Annotated in this window: 13 protein-coding genes; 4 read left to right on the top strand and 9 right to left on the bottom strand. The window is 53.5% G+C overall.

All coding sequences use genetic code 11. The features are described 5' to 3' along the window. Complete coding sequence (locus KK078_RS14795; RefSeq protein ID WP_254091062.1) at positions 1–963, bottom strand: arginase; 963 nt, start codon at positions 961–963, stop codon at positions 1–3. A 346-nt stretch (positions 964–1,309) separates the two neighbouring features. Between KK078_RS14795 and KK078_RS14790 the strand changes: the two genes are divergently transcribed. Further along, positions 1,310–2,701, top strand: coding sequence for a type III PLP-dependent enzyme domain-containing protein (locus KK078_RS14790; protein ID WP_254091061.1), 1,392 nt, complete (start codon positions 1,310–1,312; stop codon positions 2,699–2,701). A 131-nt stretch (positions 2,702–2,832) separates the two neighbouring features. On the opposite strand, the gene KK078_RS14785 is transcribed toward KK078_RS14790, so the two are convergent. After that, positions 2,833–3,675 carry a DUF4412 domain-containing protein gene (locus tag KK078_RS14785; protein ID WP_254091060.1) on the bottom strand — a complete coding sequence of 281 codons (843 nt, stop codon included), beginning with the start codon at positions 3,673–3,675 and terminating at the stop codon, positions 2,833–2,835. 341 nt (positions 3,676–4,016) lie between these two features. Between KK078_RS14785 and KK078_RS14780 the strand changes: the two genes are divergently transcribed. Beyond that, complete coding sequence (locus KK078_RS14780; protein WP_254091059.1) at positions 4,017–4,781, top strand: polyprenol monophosphomannose synthase; 765 nt, start codon at positions 4,017–4,019, stop codon at positions 4,779–4,781. A gap of 82 nt (positions 4,782–4,863) precedes the next feature. Here KK078_RS14780 and KK078_RS14775 read toward each other — a convergent pair whose 3' ends face one another. Both KK078_RS14775 and KK078_RS14770 read right to left on the bottom strand, forming a co-directional pair. After that, the gene (locus KK078_RS14775) at positions 4,864–5,421 is read right to left on the bottom strand and encodes a hypothetical protein (RefSeq protein ID WP_254091058.1); all 558 of its coding nucleotides are present in this window, start codon (positions 5,419–5,421) and stop codon (positions 4,864–4,866) included. Positions 5,422–5,512: 91 nt separating this feature from the next. Continuing rightward, a complete protein-coding gene (locus tag KK078_RS14770; RefSeq protein WP_254091057.1) occupies positions 5,513–6,733 on the bottom strand; it encodes an ABC transporter permease in 1,221 nt (406 codons plus the stop codon). 92 nt (positions 6,734–6,825) lie between these two features. Here KK078_RS14770 and KK078_RS14765 point away from each other — a divergent pair, with 92 nt between their 5' ends. Beyond that, positions 6,826–8,076, top strand: a complete 1,251-nt coding sequence (locus KK078_RS14765) for an exo-beta-N-acetylmuramidase NamZ family protein (RefSeq protein ID WP_254091056.1) — start codon at positions 6,826–6,828, stop codon at positions 8,074–8,076. A gap of 12 nt (positions 8,077–8,088) precedes the next feature. Then, complete coding sequence (gene nth / locus KK078_RS14760) at positions 8,089–8,724, top strand: endonuclease III (RefSeq protein WP_254091055.1); 636 nt, start codon at positions 8,089–8,091, stop codon at positions 8,722–8,724. A 227-nt stretch (positions 8,725–8,951) separates the two neighbouring features. Here the strand turns inward: nth and ftsZ are convergent, their stop codons facing one another. From ftsZ to murG, 5 genes are all read right to left on the bottom strand, one after another. Then, complete coding sequence (ftsZ, locus tag KK078_RS14755; RefSeq protein ID WP_254091054.1) at positions 8,952–10,559, bottom strand: cell division protein FtsZ; 1,608 nt, start codon at positions 10,557–10,559, stop codon at positions 8,952–8,954. A gap of 95 nt (positions 10,560–10,654) precedes the next feature. Further along, entirely contained in the window at positions 10,655–11,962 is a 1,308-nt protein-coding gene (gene ftsA / locus KK078_RS14750) for a cell division protein FtsA (RefSeq protein ID WP_254091053.1), read from the bottom strand. A 42-nt stretch (positions 11,963–12,004) separates the two neighbouring features. Next, complete coding sequence (locus KK078_RS14745) at positions 12,005–12,769, bottom strand: cell division protein FtsQ/DivIB (protein WP_254091052.1); 765 nt, start codon at positions 12,767–12,769, stop codon at positions 12,005–12,007. Beyond that, on the bottom strand, positions 12,759–14,153 hold the full coding sequence (gene murC, locus KK078_RS14740) for a UDP-N-acetylmuramate--L-alanine ligase (protein ID WP_254091051.1): 1,395 nt from the start codon (positions 14,151–14,153) through the stop codon (positions 12,759–12,761). Before murC ends, KK078_RS14745 begins: the two co-directional genes overlap by 11 nt. Then, positions 14,150–15,262 carry an undecaprenyldiphospho-muramoylpentapeptide beta-N-acetylglucosaminyltransferase gene (gene murG, locus KK078_RS14735; protein ID WP_254091050.1) on the bottom strand — a complete coding sequence of 371 codons (1,113 nt, stop codon included), beginning with the start codon at positions 15,260–15,262 and terminating at the stop codon, positions 14,150–14,152. The genes murC and murG overlap by 4 nt, the downstream gene beginning before the upstream one ends. Between the last annotated feature and the right edge of the window lie 6 nt (positions 15,263–15,268).

Raw genomic sequence — 15,268 nt, 5'->3', positions numbered from 1 at the left:
TTATTCAGCCAGTACCGGGCGGCTGACGATGGCCTTGGCCGTCGCCTCCATGATCTCGAAGGCACTCTCCGCCATCCGGTTCTCTGTATCCAGTGTGGGGTTGACCTCTACGATCTCCCAGGCGCAAACCTTCGGGTCGCGTGCCAGCTCGGTGTTAAGCGTTTTCGCTTCTGCAACAGTCAGGCCGTTGGGCGACGGTGTGCCGGTGCCCGTGGACACGTGGCTGTCGAGGCTGTCGACGTCAAACGACACGTAGATAAAATCGCAGTGGTCGAGCATGGCCAACGCCTTGCGGGCAATGGCTTGCGCGCCTTCGCGCTGTACATCTTCGATCTCGATGAAGTTGACGTTGTATTTGTTCAGCAGGTAGTTCTCCGGTTTCTCCAGCTCGCGTACGCCGATGTACACAATGTCCTCGGGATAGATCTTCGGACCGGGCATGCCTACGTCCTTGATCTGTTCCCAGTACTCGAGGGTCTCGCCGAGCGGGTCGTTGACCTTACACTCAAAGTTGTCGATACCACAGGCCATGGCCAGGGACATGCCGTGCATGTTGCCCGACGGCGTGGTGAACGGTGTGTGGATGTCGGCGTGGGCATCGATCCAGATCACGCCCAGGCGCGCCTTGGGGTGTGCTTTCTTGATGCCGGCGATGGTTCCGTAGGCCGTGCTGTGGTCACCGGCCATGACCAGGGGGAAGAATTCGTCGAAGATGGTTTCGTATACCTCCAGGCAAACGCGCTCTTCCATGATCATGACACCGTCGATGAACTTGGCGTGCACGTGCTTGGCACCGTCAAAGAGAAGCTCGTTGACATTTTCTACTTCTACGGAATCGTGTTGTTTAAAAAAATCCGACTGCAGATCGAGGCTGGCGATCTTCATGGCTTCTACCCCCAGGCTGGCGCCGCGGGTTCCGGCACCGATTTCGGACTTCACTTCAATGATCTTTAGCTCTTTCACGACAATGTCTATTAAGGTTTGATGAATAAATGGTTAACCGCAGGATTCAGTTAAAAAAACGCGCTTCCGTCCGCCCTTAGAGGTCGGGCTGACCGGTGTGGGCCGGGACAATGAGATCGGAAAAGCGATTAACCATGGGTTCCAAATGAATTATTGCAAAGATGGCAAATTTATCCCAATATTGCACCCTTTGCCAGAGCGTTCGTCACTATCTGTTCGCTGCAACAGCCGCAAGCGACCTGTAGTAGACTACTGACAATAAAAAGACCGGCGCAGGAAGCCCTCCGCACCGAATTAAAGCCATTACCTTTAAAGACGTTCAACAGACTAACAGACAACGGAGTAAATGAAGAGCTACCGCGAACTGATTGAGCAAACTTTTGAGTTTCCTCAAAAAGAATTTAAGGTCCGCGACCACGAATTGCTGTTTAACGATGTCCCCGTGATGGACATCATCAAAAAATACGGAACCCCCCTCAAGCTGACCTACCTGCCCCGAATAAGCGAGAATATTCGCTCGGTACAGGCTCTTTTTAAGGCTGCCCTGGAGAAATTCAAATACAACGGCAAATACACGTATTGCTATTGCACCAAGTCTTCGCACTTTTCCTTTGTCCTGGAAGAGGCTGTAAAAAATGAAGACGTGCACATGGAAACGTCGTCGGCATTCGACATTCCCATCGTACGATCCCTCTACGCCAAAGGCAAGATCACCAAAGACACGTACATATTGTGCAACGGCTTTAAAATGCCGCTGTACACACAATACATCTCCGACCTCCTCAACGACGGTTTCCACAACTGCATTCCGATCCTGGACGAGATGGGTGAATTCGAGGAATACGAAAAGAACGTTAAGAATCCCTACCGCGTGGGCATTCGCGTGGCGGCCGACGAAGAACCCAAGTTCGAGTTTTATACTTCGCGCCTGGGCATCCGCTATAGCGACATTATTCCGTTCTATCGCGAAAATATCGAGAAGAGTGAAAAGGCATCGCTCAAGATGCTTCACTTCTTCATCAACACCGGCATTAAAGATACCGCATACTACTGGAGCGAGCTGAGCCGCTTCGTCTTTAAGTATTGCGAAATGAAAAAGATCTGCCCCTCACTCGACTCGATCGACATTGGCGGCGGCTTCCCGATCAAAACATCGCTCACATTCCATTACGATTACAAGTACATGATCGAGCAGATCGTGGAAAACATCAAGTGGATCTGCGACAAGAATAATGTACCGGTACCGAATATCTTTACCGAGTTCGGTAGCTATACCGTAGGCGAAAGCGGTGCCGTGCTGTACAGCGTCATCGACCAGAAGCTGCAGAACGACAAAGAGCTGTGGTATATGATCGACGGCTCGTTCATCACCCACCTGCCCGATGCATGGGGCCTCAACCAGAAATACGTATTGCTGGCCGCCAACAAGTGGGACGATCCATACCACAAAGTGAACATGGGGGGGCTGACGTGCGACAGCATGGACTACTACAACTCCGAAGCCCACACGGGCGAGGTGTTTTTGCCGATGATCAATGACGAAGAGCCTTTATACATCGGTTTCTTCCACACGGGTGCTTACCAGGAATCACTCGGTGGCTACGGCGGCATTCAACACTGCCTCGTACCGGCCCCGCAGCACGTGCTGATCGACCGCAACGAAGACGGCGAGATCACGACCCGCCTGTTTGCTGCCCAGCAGACGGCCGAGAGCATGCTGAAAGTATTGGGATACTAATTCTATATTTCCTTTTACAGGTATAAGGACCCGGGATCTAACGTTCCGGGTCTTTTTTTGTCGCTGATAAATAAAAAAGGATCGGTATACCGAAGGGTAAGCCGATCCTCCTCTCACGATAACACGCCGTATTACCGGCCAAACATCGAAAGCGGTGTCTCTTTATACCCTGCCGGTATAGCAAAGTCGGCAGCGGGTAATGCGTGACGTTTCACAGAGGTAACTTCCATGGTCATGTTCCCTTCGGGAACTGTCATCTCGATGCGCAGCGGCACGCCGTCGATCTTCTCATAGAACAAACGTTGCGGATTGTTGCCCAGGCGCTGTTGTGACATGCCCTTCATATCGAAGTCTTTGATGTCGGTGGTGGTCCAGAAGATCTGCGTGCTCTTTTTGCCCTGGTAGGTGCTTTCGGCAACATACTTGGTACAGGTATAGTCCAGGATCCTTTTGGTTTCCGCCGTCTTGGTAACTTTCACCTCGGGGGTCTTGGTCTTATCGTCCTGGTGTTCGTCTCCTTTCGGCAATACCGAGTAGGTTTTGCTTTCGCGGTCAATGCGGTACGATTGGTTCTTGTCCTTCAGGTAGAGTACCTCCATATTGGCCATGATCCCGCCCTCCATTCTGGTCAGGGCGTTGCCATTTTTGGTCTTGAGCTCGAAGCCCGTCGGTATGAACGACTGAATGCTGCCTCCTTTCGCAGCCTTGATCATCGCCTCCATTTGCGTTTTCATCTGGGGGTTGGCTTCCATCATGGCCTTAAACTGGGGGTCGTTCATTTTTGCCTCCAGCTCCTTCATCTGCGCCTGCGTGGCGGGATCGTTCATTTTCTTTTGTGCCTCTTCCATCTTGGCTTTGGTAGCGGGATCGGTGATCTCAGCTTCCATCTTCCAGTGGATCGTGCCTTCGAACAGTTGCGCGTATCCCGGCAAAACCAGGACCAGCAACACGGCGGCGAAGAATAGTTGTCTCATACGATGTTTATAAATGTTTAAGGGTTTTTATGTCAGCGTTCTGTAGTACGATTACCGTGCCAGCCAGGTTATCCGTTGGGCGGTGGCGGCGGGCCGAACGTTGCCAAAGTAACGGATTCTTCGCCAATGCAAAAATAGACCCCGGCGAGCCGCACACCGTATGTTAAATTTTACCGGGGCGCGTTCGGTGAATAAAAGGGAAAAACTGGGCTCACGCGACACAATCGCGACATAAGCGCCGTCGCAAACGACCACACACGGCAAAAAATCGACCTTTGGCCCCGCGAATGAATTGTATAAACGCAGTCTTTTTTTAGTTTTGCTATAATCCAAAATCAGTCGTGAGTAACGCTATCGTCATTATTCCCACGTATAAGGAACGCGAGAATATCCGCGCGATCATCGATACCGTATTTGCACTGCCCAAGGATTTTGACATTCTCATTGTAGACGACAACTCTCCCGACGGCACCGCCGAAATTGTCGAGCAACTTCAGATCACCTACAACACGCAAGGCACCCGCCTGCACCTGTTAAAACGCCCGGGGAAGCAGGGATTGGGAACCGCCTATATCGCAGGGTTCAAATTCGCGCTCGCCAAAGGCTATGAGTACATCCTGGAAATGGATGCCGACTTCTCGCACGATCCGAAGGACCTGGTACATCTATACCTCTCGTGCGCCGAGCACGGCAGCGATGTATCGATCGGCTCGCGTTATGCTACGGGGGTAAATGTTGTGAACTGGCCCATGGGGCGGGTGTTGTTGTCGTACTTTGCCAGCAGCTATGTGCGCATGATCACGAGCATTCCGATACACGATACAACGGCGGGCTTTGTTTGCTACCGGCGTGTCGTGCTCGAGACGATCGCGCTCGACCAGATACGTTTTGTGGGATATGCCTTCCAGATCGAGATGAAATTCCTTGCCTGGAAATTCGGCTTCAAGCTGGCAGAAGTGCCGATCATCTTTACCGACCGCACACGCGGTGAGTCAAAGATGTCTCCGGGCATCTTCAAGGAAGCCTTCTTCGGGGTCTTGCAAATGACCATTCAAAGCTGGTTCAGAAAGTATATTCCCAACCCAGCCGTTACGGCGGCACGCTAAGCGTTCAGGACAACTCACATCCAACCCGCTGGTTCGCGGACAAGCTGACCTGCCCGCGAACCAACGGATCAAATCACGTCAGCTAATCCTCCAGGCCGACAAAAGTGATCGGACCGACGTGTGATTTCACCAGCTCGAGATCGGGCTCGGTAATTTCCACTTCGTAACCGTCCTCTTTCAGCATGTTGAGGATGTCTTCCGCAGCTTCACGCTGTTTGTAAATGTGGTAGTCTTCACGGGCAAAGACCGGATACCGGCCTAATTTCTGCTCGCGGTCAACAAAGTTGAAACCACATAAAAACAGCTTGCTACCTGCGTGCTGGATACGATACAAAGGCATTTGCGGATACTGCTGCAGCCATTCTACAACATCTTCGCGTGTACCTTGTACGATCTCTGTCAGCTTAAAGATGCGCATAACCTCTCCCTGGTTGGGTTTGTCCAACATACGCAGGTCAAAGTTGTGAACATAAGCAGACAGTCCTACGCATCCGCACAATACCATGAGCGGATTTTGAGCGTCGCCGTGCAACCGCACATCCAGATTCTTGGCGTTAAAGAACGCCTGAAGCCGGCGGTTGCGCTTCTGGATAGTTGAGGTCAGGTCAGGCCTGACCGGATTTTTGAATTTTAATTGCATAACATTAAAACATTTCGATATAAGGTGGGCTCCTTACATCAACAAAAATAGGAAATTATTTGAAGTTTAAACGCTTATAACCACGGATTAACTAATCAAAACGAATAGCCTTAATGGGCCGGATACGGACAATAACCTCGGTAGGGATAATCAATACTGCGGTAACAACCATGAGTGTCAATAAATTAAGCATCCCTACGGTCTCCCAGTGCCAGCTAATGGGCACAAAACTCATGTAATAGTCATGAGGATTCAGTTTAGCGATTTTAAAATAATACTGCAAGCTACAGAGGCCCAATCCGATCAAATTGCCTAAAAACAGGCCTTTTATTACAAGACTGAAACCCTGGTATATAAAAATCGATCGTACCAGGCGATCGTTACCTCCCAACGCTTTCAACATACCTATCATTTGTGTACGCTCCATCACCAAAATCAACACGATCGAAATCATGTTTACACATACCACGGTGAGTATAATGCATAACAAAATTACCACCTGTCGGTTTACAAGCCCCAACCATTCAAACACCTGTTGATAGCGCTCGCTGATCAGGTCTATACGCATATCAAAATCGGTCGACTCCGCCAGCACCTCGCGCGCTTCTTCCGCATGCTCCGGATCATACACGAACACTTCCAGCCCACCGCTGACGCCCTCAGCCCAATCGTTCAACCGGGCGATCAGGCGAATATCACCCAGAATTACTTTGCTGTCAAAATACTCCGACAGATTTGTCTCATAAATACCGGCGATCTTCAGCTTGCGAAAGCGTGGCGGGTTTTGGAAAAAGTGTACAATTATAAAATCGCCGACCTTCGCCCGTAACTTGTCGGCGATGATCTGGCTGATCACTACCTGGTTGGAATGACTGGAGTCTGGAAAGTCGATGAACTCACCCGCCACCAGGTTTTCGCGAAAGGCCTTTTGATCAAAGCTTTTGCCGACACCTTTAAACACGACCCCCAACACTTCATCCTCGGTCTTTACCAACCCGGTCTTGTGTGCATACTCCTGCATGTGGCGGATATAGGGATATTGCTCGGGATGATCATACGCGTCGATGTGAAAATCCATCGGCTCTTCATCCACGGAGTTGCTGGGGGTAAGCTTGGTGATGAGCAAGTGGCCGTTGAAGCCGTATATTTTATTCTGGATGGTTTCCTGAAACCCCTTCATGATCAGGAACGAGACGATGGCAGCACCCAGCCCAATGCCGATGCTGACAATGGCGATCTTGTGGATCGTCGAGGCAAAACCCGACCGCTGCTCCCGGCTGATTCTTTTAGATATGAAATACGAAAGGTTCAAGCCTAATTATTACCTTTTCAGCTAAATATGGTCGTAAAAGTAGGACTTGAACGGTCCATAATCAACTGTCCGCAAAACAACCGCCCGTTCTTATGAAAGTACGTACTACAGCCATCCGAACCGCTCTTTTGCTCCAACCCGGGCTGTTAGCCCTCTGCCTGCTGGCCCTGGTCCGGTGCCACGCCGGCCCCCGTACACCGGCAACGGAACCTCCGCCGGTCGCAACCCAGGCCCCTGCCCCGCCTCCGGACGTGGTTGTCGGCGCGGCCCGGCTCGACGTATTGCTGCCCAAACTGGCCGGCAAGCGCGTGGCCCTGGTCGTCAACAACACCGCCCTGGTGAACAAAACCCACCTGGCCGATACCCTCAAAAGCCGGGGCGTCAACCTGGTCAAGATCTTTGGGCCCGAGCACGGTTTTCGCGGCAACGCCGCCGATGGCGAGCATGTGAACGACAGCATCGATCACCAAACCGGCGTGCTGGTCGTATCGCTCTACGGCAAAAACCGTAAGCCCACACCCCGGCAGCTGGCCGATATCGACATCGTTATCTTTGACATCCAGGACGTCGGCGCCCGCTTCTATACCTATATCAGCACGCTGCATTACCTTATGGAGGCCTGCGCCGAAAACAACAAACACCTCATCATCCTCGACCGGCCCAACCCCAACGGCAGCTATGTCGATGGCCCTGTACGCAAGCCCGAGTTCAAGTCCTTCCTGGCCATGCACCCCATTCCCTTCACCCACGGCATGACGCTGGGCGAAATGGCCGGCATGATCAACGGCGAAGGCTGGCTCGACGGCCAGCGCAAATGCGACTTCGAAGTGGTGCCGCTCCTGAACTGGAAACATACCGACGACTACTCGCTGCCGGTCAAGCCTTCTCCCAACCTGCCGAACGACCAGGCCATACGCCTGTACCCCTCGATCTGCCTCTTTGAAGGTACCGACATCAGCCTGGGCCGTGGCACGCAGATGCCCTTTAACATACTGGGCAGCCCGGCGCTGAAAGACGTACCCAACATGACATTCCGGTTCACCCCGGTAGTGATCAAGGGCATGTCGGTCGAGCCACCGCACAAGAATGAGACCTGCTACGGCATGGACCTGCGGCAGGTGCCGGTAGCCCGTAAGGTGGACCTGCAATACCTGCTGAAGATCTATAAACTGTATCCTCATAAAGAGAAGTTCTTTATCAAATCTTTTAACGTGCTGGCCGGCACGGAAGAGCTGCAGCAACAGATCAAAGCCGGGATGACCGAAGAGCAGATCCGCGCCAGCTGGCAACCCGGCCTGGATGCTTTCAAAGAAAAACGCAAGAAGTACCTGCTGTATCCCTGATCGTATCGTTCCATGACCAAAGCCGAAAAAGTGGCGGATATACTCGCCATACTCGAACATCATTTTCCCAACCCCGAAATCCCCCTGCATCACAAAGACGCCTATACCCTGCTCGTCTCGGTGTTGCTCTCGGCACAGTGTACCGACGAGCGGGTAAACAAAACTACGCCCGCCCTCTTTAAGCAGGCCGACAACCCATACGACATGGTGAAGATGAGCGTGGAGGAGATCCGCGAGATCATTAAACCGTGCGGCCTGTCGCCCATGAAGTCAAAAGGTATTCACGGCCTTTCGCAGATCCTGATCGACCAGTACGACGGCGAAGTGCCGGGCACCTTTGAAGCGCTCGAAGCATTGCCGGCCGTAGGACACAAAACAGCGTCCGTGGTCATGACCCAATGGTTCGGGCTGCCGGCCTTCCCGGTCGATACGCACATCCATCGCCTGGCCTACCGGTGGGGCCTGACCAATGGCAAAAGTGTCGAGCAAACCGAGCACGATCTGAAACGGCTCATCCCCCAGGAGAAGTGGAACAAAGCTCACCTGCAGATCATCTACTTCGGGCGAAAGTTCTGCCCGGCCCGCGGCCATCGCTGGACGGAGTGCCCTATCTGTTCCAAATACATGCGCAAAGACCTGCGCGACTAAACGGCTAAAAAACAAATGCCGGACGTGGTCAACGTCCGGCACTGCCTTGCGCGCATCTGCTGAATAAAAAGCTGCAGACAAAAAGTGCGCGCTATTCTACAGTTAAAAAATTGGCATCCGGTGCCGGCAAAAAATATTTACCACCAACAACCACTACGAATGGAGTAAATGACCTGTCGCGCCGGAATGCCATATCTTTCTCTACAGGCAAGTGCCTGCAGCGTTTGTTAATCTACATTGTCATGTAAAAACTTATTGTTACCCAGAATGCTGTTGTCATCATTCAGGTTATACTTTGAAATGAACGGCTCAGAAGAGTGCGGCACGTCCTGCATCTTTACACCGCGACGCAGGTAGGCGGGCAATGCCCACTTTTCGTTGAACTCTTCCTTGGTCATTTCGCTCTTGCGCACTTGCTTGAGCTTGTCCTGACGCTCGCGCGCTTGCTGCTGCAGGCGCTGCTTGGTATTGCGCAGCTCCATCATACCGTCGTCGTTGATGATCTGGTCGCCATACTTTACTGAGACGTCGTCAAACTCGTCGTCGCGAAACAGGCCTTCGTCCCCCTCGTCGTCATGACGCACGGTGGGCTCTTGCTTATTGTTATTGAACGGGCCGGTAAAGGTAAACTCACGCTCGGGCGGACGGTTCTCTTCCGGACGCTCGGGCTTGACCTCTTGTTTGGCCTTTACTTCAAAGTTGCGTTCGTTCACCGAGTTGTCGCTGTGCGTTTGGGCACCGTTGCCGTTAAACAACCAACCTTGTTGGCGTTCTGTGCTGCGATCCAGGTCGTGCACTTTCTTCGCGTCTTCTACCTTCTTCGCGGCAGGAACGGCCATGCCTACCTTCGGCGACTCGTGGTTAAAACCCGTCGCGATCACCGTTACGCGGATGCGGTCACCCAGGTCGGGGTCCACACCGTGGCCGAAGATCATTTCGGCTTCTTCGCCGGCCTGCTCCTGGATATATTCGGTGATTTCGGTGAGCTCGTCCATCTGCAGCTCGGCTTCCACACCCGAGATGATCGACAGGAGGATTTTCTTCGCTCCCATGATATCGCGGCTGTCCAGCAACGGCGAGGCCAGGGCACCTTCGGCCGCCTTCTTGGCGCGGTCGTCGCCGCGGGTTTCGGCAGAACCCATGACGGCGGCACCGGCGTTCAGCATCACGGTGCGCACATCCTGGAAGTCTACGTTCACGTAGCCGGCCAGGGTGATGATCTCGGCGATGCCTTTGGCACCGGTAGTCAATACGTTATCGGCCTGGGCAAAGGCCTGGTTGATCGAGAGGTTACCGTAGATCTCGCGCAGCTTGTCGTTCAGTATGACCAGTACTGTATCACAGCTTTGACGCAAGGCTTCGATACCCAGCTCGGCCTGTGCCATTTTTTTCTTTCCTTCGAATGAGAACGGCGAGGTAATGATGCCGACCGTCAGGATGTCCATATCCTTGGCGATCTTGGCAATGACGGGCGCCGCGCCGGTTCCCGTACCACCCCCCATACCGGCGGTGACGAAAACCATTTTGGTTCCTGTCAGCATCTCGCGAATGTGCTCTTTGCTTTCGAGCGCAGCGTTCTTCCCTACTTCGGGGTTCGCACCGCAGCCCAGCCCTTCCGTGAGGTTGAGGCCGATCTGCAGCTTGTTCGGTACCGGGCTCAGGTTCAGCGCCTGGGCGTCGGTATTGCAGACGACAAACTCGACATCTTTGATGCCTTGCTTGTACATGTGGTTTACAGCATTGCTTCCGCCGCCACCCACACCGATCACCTTGATGATCGACCGCGTCGGGCTGTTCTTCGGAACATCAAATTTGTAGGATCCTGTTTCGAACATGTTTATTACTTTTAGTGGTTGTTGCTTTTTTTGTGACCGGCAAAAATATCGTTCCGAATCTCAAGTCCCAATACTCTTCTGCCAGTTCCCTGTATTTAATATTCGTTCTTACCGTCCAGGTCATCGATCAACAGGCTCTTGGTTTTGTTCAAGATGTCGTTGAAGAAATTCCTCGATGCGACGGGCTTCTTCGCTTTGGGGGCTACTCTCACCACCTCGCGAGCTTCCTTGTAGCGCGCTTCCCGCTCGTCCAGCGAACGGAACCCCGATAACACCAGCCCTACGGCCGTCGCATACATCGGGCTCTTCACAGCCTCGATCTTGGTCTTGCCCAGGTGCTCGTTCGGGTAACCTATACGGGTATCCATACCCGTCATATACTCCACCAGTTGTTTCAGGTTGGCCAGTTGCGAACCGCCGCCGGTGATCACGATACCACCCGCCAGCCGGTTCTCAAATCCCGACGCGATGATCTCGGCGTGCGCCATCTCGATGATCTCCTCCATGCGGGCCTGGATGATGTTCGACAGGTTCTTCACAGAGATCTCCTTGGCCGCACGGTTGCGGATACCGGGGATCGACACGATCTCGTTCGGGCTTGCCTCTTCGGCGATCGCCTTACCGAAACGGGTCTTCAGTTGCTCCGCCTGCTGCGGCAGTACCATCAGCCCCTGCTTGATGTCGTTGGTAATGATGTTACCACCGAACGGAATCACCGCCGTGTGACGGATGATGTTGTCGTAAAAGATCGCGATATCCGTCGTACCACCACCGATGTCGATCAGGCAGACACCGGCTTCCTTCTCCTCGTCGTTCAGCACGGCCAGGCTGGACGCCAGCGGCTCCAGGATCAGGTCTTCGATCTCCAGCCCCTTACGGCGTACGCACTTGTTGATATTGTTGATGGCGTTGGTTTGGGCGGTAATAATGTGGAAGTCCGCCTCCAGGCGTACACCCGACATACCCACCGGCTCCTTGATGCCGTCTTCATAGTCTACCATATAATCCTGCGGCATGACGTGGATGATCTGGCTGCCCGGAGGCACCACCATGCGATACATATCCTGCGTCAGACGCTCCACGTCGTCGATCGTGATCTCGTCTTCTTTGGAAGAACGGGTAATACCACCATGTTGGATAAAGCTGCGGATATGCTGACCGGCAATACCCACGTTCACCACACCGATGTCGATACCGGCCTGATCACCGGCGTCGCGGATCGCCTTTTCGATCGCATGCACGGTCTTGTCGATGTTGAATACGATCCCCTTCACCACGCCCTCCGACTCAGCCTTGCCCATACCGAGGACTTCCAGCTTCCCGAATTCATTCTTACGACCGACAATCGCACAGATCTTGGTTGTGCCTATGTCCAGTCCGACGACTATTTTCTCGTGTTCCATGGTAGTAAATCTTTATTATAGTGGTTGTGTTGTTCTTTTTTATTACTCCGCGACGATCTGCCCCTCGTACTCCAGGTTTACCCGGTCGTACCTGTTCCATCCCATGCGCGGCAGGATCTCTTTATAAAAGACCCGCAGCTTCTTAAACTTCAGTTCCGGGTTGTCCGGCCGGCCGAACTCGATGCGCTCATCGCCTACCTGCGAGTACATCGTGATGCTTGCCTTGCTGTCCATGTCGAGCTGAGCGATCTGGGCATTCCAAAACTCGTCTTCGCGGATCGTATTGATCAGCGCGATCAATTGCTTGCCCTCTTCTGTATCGTTAACGTTCTTTTGCTTCAGTAATTGCCGCACAAATCCGCCGCTGATCAGCACCACCCGGGAGGTAAACTTCTCCGACACCGGCATGATCGTACCGTCTTCGGCGATATAGCCATCAGGCCCATCGTTGCGGACAATACGTGCAATGGGCCTGCGAAGTTCCACGCGAATGACCATATTTCCCTTCAGATCGCTATAAAGTTCACCTTCTTTCACAAACGGCTCGCTCTTCACGCGCTGTTCGATCTCTTTCAGGTTGACTTCGTTCAGACCGGTACCCCGCAGGTTCTCGAGGTTCAGCTGCATGAGCTTCATCACATCCGCTTCGTCCAGGAAGTGGTTCTCCTGTTCGTTCTCGATCTTTACCGTAATGTCGCGTACGGCGATATCCCCCTGCCGGCGTTCCGTAAAGGCAATAAATATCCCGACCACGACAACCGCGGCGATGATCTTTACTTCGCGCTTCAGGTTAAACTTAAACTTCATACTTCGTTTCAACGAGCTTCTTGATAGGCTCAATAAAAGTATCTATATCGCCGGCACCCACCGTCACGACCACATCGAGGTCGAGCGACGCCAGCTTGTCCATCAAATCATTTTTGCTGCAGCGGATCTTGACCGGGCTGGTGATGTCTTTCATCAGCATGTCAGCATCCACCCCCGGTATCGGCAGCTCCCGTGCCGGGTAAATGTCCATCAGCAGCAGCTCGTCGGCCAGGCTCAGGCTGGTCGAAAAGCCTTCGGCGAAATCGCGCGTACGGCTGAAGAGGTGCGGCTGGAAGATGACCGTCAGCTTCCGCTCCGGGTACATCGACTTCATCGACCGGAGGAACGCCTCGATCTCCGTGGGGTGGTGGGCATAGTCGTCTACGTATACCACTTTCTTACCCTTCACGATATATTCAAAGCGGCGCTTCACGCCTTTGAACGAACCCAACGCCTCGACAATCGTCGCCGTCGGAACACCGCATAAATGCGCGGCCACCGAGGCGGCAATCGCATTTTCGATGTTATGAAAACCTGGGACACCGAGCCTTACGTGTTCGACCGAACCCAGTCCATGGAGGTCGAACTCAAAAAATCCGCTACTCGCGGTAATGTTGCCGGCAAAAAATTGTCCCCGGCTCATGCTGTATACATATTTGGTCACGTGATCCATACCCGCCGCCAGTTGATCGGCAACAGATTCATGGATGATCAGTGCACCGCCTGTGTTGATCTGTTTAATATAATCCCGGAACGACGTGATCAGGGCATTGTGGTCGCCGTAAATGTCCAGGTGGTCTGCATCGGCAGACGTAATGATCGCGATCTGCGGAAACAACCGCAGGAACGAACGGTCAAACTCGTCAGCCTCTACCACCACCGTCGTGTCGGGCGTTACGTCGCCCTGCATGATCAGGTTCGAGCGATAGTTGGTCGTGATCCCGCCCAGGAAGCCCACCATGTTGCGCCCTGCGGTATGCAAAATGTGCGACACCATGGACGACGTGGTGGTCTTACCGTGTGTACCGGCTACACCGATGGTCTTATACCCTTTGGTGATGAGCCCCAATACTTCCGAGCGTTTCAGGATGGTATATCCCTGCTCCTTCAGGTACGCATGCTCCCGGTGATCTTTGGGAATGGCGGGGGTAAATACCACCAGCGTTTTGTCTTTCTGGTTGCGTACTTCAGCCGGGATAGACGTCACGTTGTCATCGTAGTGGATCGCCATGCCTTCTGCTTCCAGCGCCGCCGTCAATGTGGTGGCCGTACGATCATACCCCGATACCTTCAGGCCTTTTTTCATAAACCACCGTGCCAGTGCGCTCATGCCGATGCCACCGATGCCGAGGAAATAAATATTATCGTATTGCTCTATCTTCACTTGATCAGCTTTTCAATTTGTTGTACGATGTTCGCCGTCGCGTCCGGCTTGGCCAGCCGGCTGATGTTTGCCCGCAAGCGGGCCGCCCGTTGTTCGTCGAAGAGCAGCTTCAACGCCGTCTCTACGAGTGTTGCACCCGCGTCCCGGTCGGTGATCAGGATGGCAGCATCCTGTTCCGACAACGCCAGTGCGTTTTTCGTCTGGTGGTCTTCCGCCACGTTGGGCGAAGGCACCAGGATACATGCTTTCCCGGCCACACACAGTTCGGAAACCGACAGCGCTCCCGACCGGGAGATCACCACGTCGGCGACCGCATACGCCAGGTCCATCTCGCGCAGAAAGTCGTGCACACGTATCTTGCGCAGATCGTACTTGCCCAGCTGGGCTTTGTACGTCTCGTAATATCCTTTGCCCGTTTGCCAGATCACCTGCACCCCTGCGTCGACTAATTTTTCGATGCCGTGCAAAATGCTCTCATTGATCGTACGGGCGCCGAGGCTCCCGCCGATGATCAACAGCGTGCGGATGTGTCCATCGAAGCCAAAATGGCTCAGGCCCTTGTCGCGTTTTGTCGCCACCGTCAGGATATCTTTCCGTACGGGGTTGCCGGTAAAGACGATCTTCTCTGCCGGGAAGTATTTTTCCATGCCGGCATATGCCACGCATACTTTCGACACTTTGCCTGCCACTTGCTTGTTGGCCAGGCCCGCATAGGAATTCTGTTCCTGAATGAGCGACGGTACGCCCAGGCGTGTAGCCGCCAGCATCACGGGGCTGCTCGCAAAACCACCCGTGCCGATCACCGCATGCGGCTGAAAGTCTTTTACCAGGCGGCGGGCTTTCACCAGGCTCACCAGCACTTTCAGCGGGAACAAGAGGTTCGACAATGTCAGCCGGCGCTGTAGCCCGCTGATCCAAAGACCGACGATCTTATAGCCTGCTTCCGGCACACGTGTCATCTCCATCTTGCCTTGCGCCCCCACGAACAGGATCTCCGCATCGGGATGCCGTTCGCGAAATGCGTTGGCAATCGCCACCGCCGGAAAGATATGGCCACCGGTGCCGCCGCCGCTGATGATGAGTCGATATGGTGTTGACTTCGTCTGCACTATTAC

Source organism: Dawidia soli (assembly GCF_018598185.1).
In the GTDB taxonomy this organism is placed as follows: Bacteria; Bacteroidota; Bacteroidia; order Cytophagales; family Cyclobacteriaceae; genus Ohtaekwangia; species Ohtaekwangia soli.
This window is presented reverse-complemented; position numbering and strand designations above follow the sequence as displayed.